Raw genomic sequence first — 10,609 nt, forward strand, 5'->3', positions numbered from 1 at the left:
GTTCGGGGGTGGTCTCGTGCTCGGATCCGGGGGCCGGGGCGGAACCCGAACCGGGGACCGGACCGGGGTCCGGGCCTGGGTCCGAACCCGGGTCCGGGTCGGGGTCCGGGGTGTCGGGGACGCCCGGTGCCAGGTCGTACAGCTGCCCGGCCAGGACGCCCAGCTCCTCCGGGAGCCTGGCGGACTCGCTGCGGCCCAGGCCCGCCATCTCGACGACCGTGACGCCGTCGGGGCCCGTCACGGCGCGCACCCAGACGCGGCGGCGCTGGATGAAGAGGGAGGCGGCGAGACCGAAGATCGCGCCGAAGGCGCCGGCGAGCGCCCAGCCGGCCCCGGGCTGCCGGGTGACCTGGAAGTTCGCCCACTCCTTGATCCCCTTCTCGAAGGTGATCGAGCCGGCGCCGTTCGGCAGCTGCATGGTCTCGCCCGGCTTCAGGTTCTCCCGCAGCTGCTTGCCCTGGGAGTTCTTGAACTCCTTCAGGTTCTTCTTCTCCAGCTGGTACACGCTCTGCGGCAGGCCCGCGTCGACGCCGAGGTCGCCGTGGTACGCCGTCAGGTTCAGCACCGGGTTCAGCAGCGAGGGGAACTGCGAGACCACCGCGGTGCCGTCCCCGCCGTACGCCGGCAGGAAGAACGCCTGGAAGCCGAGCTGCTCCCGCTCGCCCTTGCCGTTCTCGTAGCCGTCCATGACCTTGATCGCGCCGGTCGAGGTCGAGTTGGAGTCGAGCGGCAGCAGCGGCACGGCCTGGCGGTAGACGACGTCGCCCTTGCCGTTGCGGACGGTGACGACGGGCGCGTACCCGTGGGCGGTGAGGTAGACCTTCGAGTCGTCGACGTCGAGCGGCTTGTTGACCTTGATGGTCTTCTTCCGCTGCGCGCCGTCGGCGCCCACGCTGTAGTCGACGGTCGCCTGGTACGTGCGCGGGGTGCCCCGGTTGGGTCCCGTCTCCTCGTACGTGCCCTCGAAGTCGTCCAGGACGAAGCTGAACGGTTCCAGGTCGTCGGTGTCGAAGAGGGCGCCGGACTTGAAGTCGTCGTACTGGATGAGCGTGTTGGCGAACCCGTCGCCCTCGACGACCAGCTTGTTGCCCTCGGACTTGAAGAGCTGGCCCCAGGCGAAGGCGGTCAGCATCACGATCAGCGCGATGTGGAAGGCGAGGTTGCCGACCTCGCGCAGGTAGCCCTTCTCGGCGGAGACCGCGTCGCCGGTCCGGTGCGCGCGGAAGCGCCGTCCCTTGAGCAGCTTCAGCGCCTGCTCCCGCACCTCCTCCGGCTCCGCCGCGGTCCGCCACGTCGTGTACGCGGGCAGCCGGGTCAGCAGGCGCGGGGCGCGCGGCGGGCGGCCGCGCAGCTGGCCCACGAACTGCCAGGTGCGGGGCACGATGCAGCCGATGAGCGAGACGAAGAGCAGGATGTAGATCGCGGAGAACCACACGGAACTGTAGACGTGGAACAGCCCGAGCCTGTCGTAGAGCGGCCCGAGGACGGTGTGCTCGGCCCGGAAGTCGGCCACCTTCGTCTCGTCGGTCCCGGACTGCGGGATCAGCGAGCCGGGGATCGCGCCCAGGGACAGCAGGAGCAGCAGGAGCAGCGCGACCCGCATCGAGGTCAGCTGCCGCCAGATCCAGCGCACCCAGCCGAGGGCCTCGCGGCCGGCCCAGGCGAGCGCGCCCGCGGCGCCCGGGGCCCGTGCGCCGCCGAAGGAGCCCGGCACGGCCGTCTCCCGGGGCGCGGTGGACAGCTGGGACCCGGCCTCGCCGAGCTCGCCCGCGTCCCGCGCGGCGGAGTCGTCCCCGCCGGTCGCGCCGCCGGTCGTCCCCACGTCGGTGTCCCGTGTCGTGCTCATGCGTCAGATCCCTACCGTGAAGCCGTCGGACCAGCCCTGCATCTCCTGCACGATGCCGTCCCACGCGCCGGTCAGCAGGAGCAGACCGGTCGCGATCATCATGCCGCCGCCGATGCGCATCACCCACACGTAGTGGCGCTTGACCCACCCGAAGGCGCCGAGCGCCTTGCGGAAGGCGACCGCGGCGACGACGAAGGGCACGCCCAGACCGAGGCAGTACGCGACCGTCAGTATGGCCCCGCGGCCGGCGCTCGCCTGGTCGGAGGAGAGCGCCAGCACCGAGGCGAGCGTCGGGCCGATGCAGGGCGTCCAGCCGATCCCGAACAGCGCGCCCAGCAGGGGGGCGCCGACCAGCCCGGCGACCGGCCGCTTGTGGAAGCGGAACTCGCGCTGGGTGAGCCAGGGCATCATCCCCATGAAGAACACGCCCATGAGGACCATGAGCACGCCCAGCACCTTGGACAGGACGCTCGCGTGCTCCTGCAGGGTGGAGCCGAAGTAGCCGAACAGGGCGCCGCCGGAGACGAACACGGCGGTGAAGCCGAGGACGAACAGCGAGGCCCCGGCGACCATCCGGCCGCGGCGCGCCTCGGCCAGGTCGGTGCCGCTGATCCCGGTGACGTACGAGAGGTAGCCGGGCACGAGCGGCAGCACGCACGGCGAGAAGAAGGAGACGAGACCGCCGAGCAGCGCGATCGGGACGGCGAGTATCAGCGCCCCGGTGAGGACGGTCTCGTTGGGTCCGGTGCCGGCGGCGGCTACGAGGAGGGACACGAGGTCACTTCTCCGCGAGGATCGGCTTGAGCATCTTGCGCAGGTTGTCCTCGCTGAGCGCGGCCAGCGACCGGGAGGCGACCTTCCCGTCCCGGTCGAGCACGAGCGTGGAGGGGATCGCCTGCGGGTTGAGCGTGCCCTTCTCGAACCGGAGCATCAGCTTGCCCGTGGGGTCGTACAGGCTCGGGTACTCGACGCCGTAGGCCTTCTCGAAGGCGAGCGCCGGGGTGGTGCTGGTGTCGCGGGTGTTGATGCCGACGAACTGCACGCCCCGGTCCTTCAGGTCCTCGGAGACCTTGACGAAGTTCTTGGCCTCCAGGCGGCAGGGGCCGCACCAGGAGCCCCAGACGTTCAGGACGACGACCTTGCCCTTGTAGTCGGCGACGTCGAGCTGCTTGCCGTCGATGGTCTTCCCGGACAGCTCGGGGGCCTGTGCGCGGCTGCCCCGCTCGACCGTGGCGATGCCGCCGGAGCCGGTGACGAAGCCGGTGTCGCCCGACCCGCCGGACTTCCCCCCGGATCCGCACGCGGACAGCAGCAGCGCCGCGGCGACGACCGCGCCGGTCGGTACGGCGACACGGCCGTACGCGCGGTCGCGGGAACGGCCACGGGCGCGGTCACGGGTCCGGTTCGGGCGCCGGGAGGCGCGGCTGGCGGCACTCATGTGAAAAGTTTCGCATGTCCGTTCCGGGGATCTTGCGCACCCCCCTCACGGGGGCGGGACCGCCGCGGGGACGGGGTCTCAGGCGGCGTCCGCCGAGCTGTGGGCGGTGGCGGTGCCCTCGTCCAGGAAGGTCTTCCAGCCGCCGGACGGCTCCTCGCCCACGCCCAGGGACCGCAGCCGCTCCAGGACGGCCTCGTCCTGTACGTCGAGCCAGTCCACGAACTGCCGGAACGACACCATGCGGACGTCCTTCTTGCCGGCGATGTGCTTCAGGGCGCCCTCGACGGCGTCCATGTAGATGCCGCCGTTCCACTCCTCGAAGTGGTTGCCTATGAAGAAGGGGGCGCGGTTGGTCTCGTACGCCCGCGTGAAGCCGGCGATGTACGACTCGGTCGCCTGCTCGCGCCAGGCCGGGTAGTTGGCGGGCGGGGCCTGGGTGGAGTTGACCGACTGGTTCGCGAGGATGTTGTAGTCCATCGAGAGGACCTCGAAGGTGTGGCCGGGGAAGGGCATCGCCTGCAGCGGCAGGTCCCAGATCCCCTCCTTCTTGCCGGGCCAGACCTGGGTGCCGCCGGGCGAGGAGGCGTCGTAGCGCCAGCCGAGCTCGCGGGCGGCGGGCAGCAGGTTGTCCTGGCCCTTCAGGCAGGGGGTGCGGCCGCCGACGAGTTCCTTGTCGTAGTCGAAGGGCAGCGACGGCACCTCGTCCTCGCTCCAGCCGGTGTTCGTGCGCCACTCCTTGACGAAGGCCTTCGCCTGGGCGATCTCGCTCTTCCACTGGGCCGGGGTCCAGTTCTCGACCGTGCCGGTGCCGCCGCAGAAGTGCCCGTTGAAGTGGGTGCCTATCTCGTGCCCGTCGAGCCAGGCACGGCGCAGGTTCTTCAGCGTCGACCTGATGTGGCCGTCCGTCAGATAACCGATGTCGGAGGCGCCCGGCGCGTTGTTCGGCGGGAGGTACATGCGCTTTTTCGACTCGGGCAGGAGGTAGAGCCCGGAGAGGAAGAACGTCATGCGCGCGTCGTGTTCTTCGGAGAGTTTCAGGAAGCGCTCGAAGAGGCCGTTGCCGACGTCCCCGGCGCCGTCCCAGGAAAAGACGACGAACTGCGGCGGGGTCTCACCGGGTTCGAGGGGCACGGGCTTGCCGGGCTGCTTGGGCTGCTTCCCGGTGAAGGAGGTGGAGCCGTCGCCGAGGGGACGGGCGGGACGTCCACCGCCGTGACCTCCGGAGTCGCCCGAACCCCCGCGGCCCCCGGACCCGCCGACACCGTCGGAGTGGTTCCCCAGAGCGGTACCGCAGCCCGCGAGCCCCACGGCGGCCGCGGCTCCGGCCCCGAGCCCCAGCATTCCCCTTCGGCTGATGTCGCGCATTTCCGTCCCCATTCGTCGTGCCCGTGCCCAAGCGATCTGGACACGTGGTTAGAGGGCACGACGAACGAGGGGGTTCCCGCACACACCCATATATGCGGTGATTTTCCGATGACGAACCTGTGACGAAAACATGGGAACCGAATCCCGTAAGACCGCGCCCCGTAAGGGGCGCGGGGAACTGCGCGACAAGCCCCCACGCACCCGCACTACGAGAACGAACGCGCCGGCGGAGCCAGAAGGCTAGGCCCCATAGGCCTTGGACTTACCCTTAACCAGCTTCGCCCCGGCCCGCAGATGCACCGGCACCAGCTCCCGCGCCGGCTCCGTGTACCCCACGGACACGATCTTGTCGCCCCGGTACGTGAACGTCGTCAGCGACGCCAGCGTGCACTGCCGCTTGCGCGGGTCGTGCCACAGCCGCCGCCGCTCTACGAAGGACCGCAGGATCCAGATCGGCAGCTGGTGGCTGACGCACACGGCCTCGTGCCCGCGCGCCGCGTCCTTCGCGGCGTCCAGCGCCCCCATCATCCGTACGACCTGCTCCAGGTACGGCTCGCCCCAGGACGGCTTGAACGGGTTGACCAGGTGCTTCCAGTTCTCCGGCCGGCGCAGGGCCCCGTCACCGACCCCGAAGGTCTTGCCCTGGAAGACGTTCTCCGCCTCGATCAGCCGGGCGTCGGTCGCGAGCTCCAGACCGTGCGCCTCGGCGATCGGCGTGGCCGTCTCCCGGGCCCGCTCCAGCGGGGAGGAGACGACGTGCGTGATGTCACGCGGCGCGAGGTGCTCGGCGACCCGCTCGGCCATCCGCTGCCCCAGCTCGGACAGGTGGTAGCCCGGCAGCCGCCCGTAGAGCAGTCCGTCCGGGTTCTCGACCTCTCCGTGCCTCATCACGTGTACGACGGTGATGTCACTCATGCTGCCGTGGCCTCCGCTGCTGCCCGTGCCGCCGCCGGAAGGGCGTCGGCGATCCGCTGTACCGCCTGCTCGTCGTGCGCCGTCGACACGAACCAGGACTCGAACGAGGACGGAGGCAGGTAGACGCCCTGCGCCAGCATCGAGTGGAAGAAGGCGTTGAAGCGGTACGACTCCTGCGTCTTCGCGTCCTCGTAGTTGCGTACGTCTGCCCCGGTGAAGAAGACGGAGAACATGGTGGACGCGTTCTGCAGCGTGTGCACCACACCTTCCTTGGTGAGGGCGTCCGTGACGAGCGTACGGATCTGCGCGGAGACCGCGTCGAGCTTCGCGTACGCGGCGTCGTCGAGCAGCCGCAGCTGGGCCAGGCCCGCGGCGGTCGCGACCGGGTTCCCCGAGAGCGTGCCGGCCTGGTAGACGGGGCCGACGGGCGCGAGGTGCGCCATCACGTCCGCCCGTCCGCCGAAGGCCGCGGCGGGGAAGCCGCCGCCCATGACCTTGCCGAAGGTCATGAGGTCGGGCGCGACGCCGTCGACCCCGTACCAGCCCGCCCTGCTCGTGCGGAAGCCGGTCATCACCTCGTCGGAGATGTACAGCGCGCCGTCCGCGGCGCAGGCGTCCTTGAGTCCCTGGTTGAAGCCGGGCAGCGGCGGCACGACGCCCATGTTGCCGGGCGAGGCCTCGGTGATCACGCAGGCGATCTCGCCGGGGTGCGCGCGGAAGGCCTCGCGCACGGCTTCGAGGTCGTTGTACGGCAGGACGATGGTGTCGCCGGCCTGGGCGCCGGTGACGCCCGGGGTGTCGGGCAGCGCGAAGGTGGCCAGGCCACTCCCCGCGGCGGCCAGCAGGGCGTCCACGTGCCCGTGGTAGCAGCCGGCGAACTTCACGACCTTGGCGCGGCCGGTGAAACCGCGCGCGAGACGGATGGCGGACATGGTCGCCTCGGTGCCGCTGGACACCAGCCGGACCTGCTCGACGGGCGCGACGCGGGCGACGATCTCCTCGGCGAGCGCGACCTCCCCCTCCCCCGGCGTGCCGAAGGAGGTGCCGCGGGCGACGGCGGCCTGCACGGCCTCGATCACCTCGGGGTGGGAATGGCCGAGGATCATCGGCCCCCAGGAACAGACGAGGTCGACGTACTCCCTTCCGTCCGCGTCCGTCAGGTAGGGACCGTTACCGGACACCATGAACCGGGGCGTACCGCCCACGGCGCGGAACGCGCGGACGGGAGAGTTCACGCCGCCGGGCGTCACGGCCGCCGCACGGTCGAAAAGAGTCTGCGAAACTGGTGCTTCGTACGGATAGCTCACACGGACCATGGTGTCAGAGGCTGGGAAGATCCTGCGGACAGGTGTTTCAGCGTACGTTTCGGCGTGCGGCCGCTGGGGAGGTCACTGTCACGATGATCGGGTTGCGTGGCGGGGGTCGCGCGCCCTGGAAAAGCAGTCGGGTGGAGATATGCATCGCGGTGGCGGACTGGGCGAGGGGACCGATGACCTCGGTCCTCGGCGTGCCCGGCGGGGGAAACACCGACGCGAGGCGGAGGCGGCCGAGGCACGGCAGACCCAGGGGTCCCAGGGTGAACCTGAGCGGATCGAGCCGTCCGCGCGTATGGACGGTATGGACTACACGGACCGCGGGGCAGACCAGCTCAGGCCAGGAAGCAGCGGGAATGGTGGCCGGGTGGGGGTGACCTACAAATACTTCGGGGCACCGGACGGCGCGACCGCCGCCCGCGTCCCCATCTCCATGCGCCCGGAGGAGCTCGGCGGCGACGAGCTGGGTATGAACGGGATGTTCACGAAGATCAAGCCGGAGACGATGGCCGCGATGGTCCTCACCGGCATCGAGGGCATACCCCTGCACAAGGTGCCCCCGCTCGAACTCGTCGTCCTGCACCCCGACTACGCCGTCGTCAAGCTGCCCATGACCGTCGTCGACCCGCTGCGCGGCATAGGCGAGGAGGCCGTCGGCGCGGCCGCCTTCATCTGGTCCACGGTCCCGGACCGCGGTGGCCCCCGCGACGCGTTCAACGTCTACCAGCTCCTGCACGAATGGCAGGACTTCAGCCACCGCCTCCACGAGGCAGGCCACCAGCCGTACTGCCTGGTCTGGCCCTGAGTCGGATCCTTCACGTGTTGACGGGCGAGGTCTTCGGACCTCGCCCTTTTCCGTGCGGAAGAACAACTCCTCAGCGCCGGGAGATCGGCTTCTCACCGCCGAGGGACCGAAAAGGGACTGCCAGGACCACCAGCGGGTCCATGAGCTGTGGCGGGAGGTGGCGTCAATCGCACTCCGCGTGCTCCGGACACGGTGTGTCCTTGATGCCGAGCGCCTCCCGAGGGCACTGATGGTTCGCGCATACCGCATCCGGTAAAGCTCCGGGATACGCACGGCCCGTGTGCCTGACGCGTGGGGTTCGTACGCTGGTTCGTTCGTGGAGCTGTTCTTCGGCACCTCCACGCAGGGGAAGGGACATAACAGTGGCCCAGGGGGATACGGCGGGGGCTGCCGCTTTAGGCAGAGTGCGCGTCCTGTCGTTGCGCGGAGTGGTGCAGGGCGCCGGCATCCTGGTGATGCCCGATCGGGTGCTCACCTGCGCGCATGTCGTGACAGCAGCCATCGGCCCGCCGCCGGGACATGCGGACGCGGTGCCCGTCGGTTCAGTTCTGATCGATGTGCCGGGAATCCCGGGCAGCACGGTCGGCGAGGCCACCGTCGTACCGGACGGGTGGTTTCCCGGGCCGATCTCCGGCGGGTCCGGTGGCGATCTCGCCGTGTTGCGCACGCAGCGGACGCCTCCCGAAGGGACGAGGACGGCGCGAGTCGGACCGTGCGGGGAGCCGGGCCGGCGCGAAATGAGTACATACGGTTTCCCTCCCGGTGCTCCTGAAGGTCTGTGGTCCAGGGCTCGGCCGGTGGGTCGTGGGGGTCCCCATCAGGACTGGATCCAGTTGGAGGGGATCGGTACCGGCGGCATCCGGATCGGCCGCGGGTTCAGTGGTGCCGGCGTGTGGGACCCGACCGCGCGCCGGGTTGTCGGAATGGTCACAGCCGCCTACACCGACCCGCAGGCCAAGGCGGCCTGGATGCTTCCGCTGGAAGCCGCAGCACGTATGTGGCCGAGGCTGGCCGAGGTACTGGAGTCGCCTTCACCACCGCAGGGCCCGGCGCGAAGGGTGGAGTCACCGCCTTCCGACAGGGACCAGTTCGCCCTCGCCGACGCCCTTCTGAACGTGCCGCTGGTCGAGGACGACGGTGGGGCCGCCTTGCGAGGCCTGTTACCGCCTCCCGTCCGGCGAGCCGTCCGTAACCATGCCCGGCCCCGTCTCCAGCTTTTCTTCCTTGTCCAGGCATGCGTTGAGCATCCCGACGGCAGACAGGCCCTCATCGACTCCCTGCAACTGCTCGACGATGGGTCCCGATCCGCCGGAGTCGCCCTGGAACTTCTCGAAAGGCTCTGGCCGCCTGCCCCAGGAGGCGGATCGTCGTGACGGATGCCCACGAGACCTGGGGACCGCCCAAGATCCTGCTCGATGCGCTGGACGCCGTCCCGTGCTTCGAGGAGTCCGCCCTACTGCACGAGTGCGCACGCCAGGTGGGCAGGGCGCTTCGGATCAGGATCGCGTTGCCCGACACCAGCCGCCGCCGTGTGGCCCTGCTGTTCCTGCTCCGTGCGGTGATGCCGCATCCGGACGGCCTCCAGGTGGTGGGTGGTGTGGTCTCACTCCTGGAGGGGGAGACCCGCGAAGTGGCCCGTCTGCGCACGGCCATAGCCCTCGCTGAAGTGCCTCTCTTCCCAGCAAGTGCCTGGGAAAAGCTGATGCCTCTCCTCGGCAGTCTGGAGGTGCTCGACATGCATGGTGTCTTCCGCGAGGCCCTGGGAAGCCATCCCGACCCCTTGCCGGCGCACTGCGCGGAACCATGGTCGGCCGTGCTGCACGCCGCGACCCTCAACGCCCGCCCCGGTGGACCGCTGCCCTGCGTCCTGCTGGTCGAACACCTCGCGCGTTACGCGAAGGGGCATCAACAGCAGGAACTGCTGGAATGGGCGGGGGAGCACCGAGGGCGACCGGAAGCGTATCCCGGCACCATGGAGGCCGACAGCCTGTCTGCGGCTGAAGGGGGAGGCGACCCACTGCCCGGTCGGCGTCCGCAGGCGTCCGGCCCCCTCTCACTTCCCGAGCCGACCGTACCGTCGTTGCCGGGGGTCGACAGGGAGACCGTCTGGGCTCCCTCCACCTGGCTGCTGATCCGGCTGCGTCCTTTGTTCTACTCCGATCACGAGGGCATGCGGCAGCTCACCTACTGGTGTCAGAACGGCAACGACCCGAACCCGTACCCGGTGAAGGGTGGTGATCTGGAGGTCGACGTGGCCGACCTGCCCGAACGGGTGCGCTCGCTGGTGCACGAGGCCGAGACCGGGTGGGCCTATGCCTGCAAGGAAGACCTCGCCCTGGAATTCGTACTTCCGAGAGACCTCATGGATCTACCGGTCGAGACATGGGCGAAAGAGAAGTTCGGGAACGCGGAGGCAACCCTCGGCAAGGATCATCCCCTTGTGCTCCGCAGTCTCGAAAGAGTGGAAGGCAGAGCCACCCACGGACGCTGGGCAAAGCGGTGGGACGCCTTGAAGCCTGGTTGTCAAGGACCGGTTCACTGGTTCCCCGGCGAACACCCCGACCGTCTGCTGTCGGACCCACACCCGGTCATGGTCGTGCTGAGCATGCCACCCGGCAGCCAGGAAAATGCGCGATCAGGGACCGATGAGCTGGATGCGTCACTCCGGGCGGGGGTGCCGATCGTTGTGTGGGATCGCCGTGGGGGAGCTGATCCCGCATTTCGCAGCGAATTGCTCGAACTGACCACACGCAAGGGGATCCACCGGTTACCTGACGAAGTCAGGTCGTTGCGCATAGCGGCCGAAGACGGGGATGCTGCTATGGGTGGCGCTTCTCTGCTCGGTCGCCACGCGGCAATGCTCTGGGACGACCCCTACCGCCTTCCGGGCGGGCGGGTATAGGCGGCGGAGTCTTCCGCACAGGGGG

The 10,609-nt window shown here is 69.7% G+C and carries 9 protein-coding genes; 3 read left to right on the forward strand and 6 right to left on the reverse strand.

The window, feature by feature from the left end:
* The 6 genes from resB to hemL all read right to left on the reverse strand — a co-directional run.
* Nucleotides 1–1,846 (reverse strand): cytochrome c biogenesis protein ResB (gene resB, locus FGF04_RS16855; protein ID WP_149512315.1); only part of this gene is annotated, 1,846 nt, incomplete at its 3' end.
* A 3-nt stretch (nt 1,847–1,849) separates the two neighbouring features.
* Nucleotides 1,850–2,620, reverse strand: coding sequence for a cytochrome c biogenesis CcdA family protein (locus FGF04_RS16860; RefSeq protein ID WP_149512086.1), 771 nt, complete (start codon nt 2,618–2,620; stop codon nt 1,850–1,852).
* A gap of 4 nt (nt 2,621–2,624) precedes the next feature.
* A complete protein-coding gene (locus FGF04_RS16865; RefSeq protein ID WP_149512087.1) occupies nt 2,625–3,284 on the reverse strand; it encodes a TlpA family protein disulfide reductase in 660 nt (219 codons plus the stop codon).
* A 78-nt stretch (nt 3,285–3,362) separates the two neighbouring features.
* Nucleotides 3,363–4,649 (reverse strand): polysaccharide deacetylase family protein, encoded by a 1,287-nt coding sequence (locus FGF04_RS16870; RefSeq protein ID WP_235882352.1) that lies wholly within the window; start codon nt 4,647–4,649, stop codon nt 3,363–3,365.
* A 240-nt stretch (nt 4,650–4,889) separates the two neighbouring features.
* The gene (locus FGF04_RS16875) at nt 4,890–5,564 is read right to left on the reverse strand and encodes a histidine phosphatase family protein (RefSeq protein WP_149512089.1); all 675 of its coding nucleotides are present in this window, start codon (nt 5,562–5,564) and stop codon (nt 4,890–4,892) included.
* Nucleotides 5,561–6,880 carry a glutamate-1-semialdehyde 2,1-aminomutase gene (gene hemL / locus FGF04_RS16880; protein ID WP_149512090.1) on the reverse strand — a complete coding sequence of 440 codons (1,320 nt, stop codon included), beginning with the start codon at nt 6,878–6,880 and terminating at the stop codon, nt 5,561–5,563. The genes FGF04_RS16875 and hemL overlap by 4 nt, the downstream gene beginning before the upstream one ends.
* A 139-nt stretch (nt 6,881–7,019) precedes the next feature.
* Between hemL and FGF04_RS16890 the strand changes: the two genes are divergently transcribed.
* The 3 genes from FGF04_RS16890 (at nt 7,020) to FGF04_RS16900 (ending at nt 10,584) form a co-directional block, all read left to right on the forward strand.
* Nucleotides 7,020–7,682 (forward strand): hypothetical protein, encoded by a 663-nt coding sequence (locus FGF04_RS16890; protein ID WP_188114104.1) that lies wholly within the window; start codon nt 7,020–7,022, stop codon nt 7,680–7,682.
* A 431-nt stretch (nt 7,683–8,113) separates the two neighbouring features.
* Nucleotides 8,114–9,055 (forward strand): effector-associated domain 2-containing protein, encoded by a 942-nt coding sequence (locus tag FGF04_RS42070; RefSeq protein ID WP_408055636.1) that lies wholly within the window; start codon nt 8,114–8,116, stop codon nt 9,053–9,055.
* Nucleotides 9,052–10,584, forward strand: a complete 1,533-nt coding sequence (locus FGF04_RS16900) for a VMAP-C domain-containing protein (RefSeq protein WP_149512094.1) — start codon at nt 9,052–9,054, stop codon at nt 10,582–10,584. The genes FGF04_RS42070 and FGF04_RS16900 overlap by 4 nt, the downstream gene beginning before the upstream one ends.
* Nucleotides 10,585–10,609: the final 25 nt, after the last annotated feature.

The organism is Streptomyces apricus (genome assembly GCF_008369065.1).
GTDB lineage: Bacteria > Actinomycetota > Actinomycetes > Streptomycetales > Streptomycetaceae > Streptomyces > Streptomyces apricus.

Coding starts and splice junctions, on each gene's coding strand:
- FGF04_RS16875 (WP_149512089.1), bottom strand. CDS start 5,564: ATGAGTGACATCACCGTCGTACACGTGATGAGGCACGGAGAGGTCGAG.
- FGF04_RS16890 (WP_188114104.1), top strand. CDS start 7,020: ATGCATCGCGGTGGCGGACTGGGCGAGGGGACCGATGACCTCGGTCCT.
- FGF04_RS16870 (WP_235882352.1), bottom strand. CDS start 4,649: ATGCGCGACATCAGCCGAAGGGGAATGCTGGGGCTCGGGGCCGGAGCC.
- hemL (WP_149512090.1), bottom strand. CDS start 6,880: ATGGTCCGTGTGAGCTATCCGTACGAAGCACCAGTTTCGCAGACTCTT.
- FGF04_RS16865 (WP_149512087.1), bottom strand. CDS start 3,284: ATGAGTGCCGCCAGCCGCGCCTCCCGGCGCCCGAACCGGACCCGTGAC.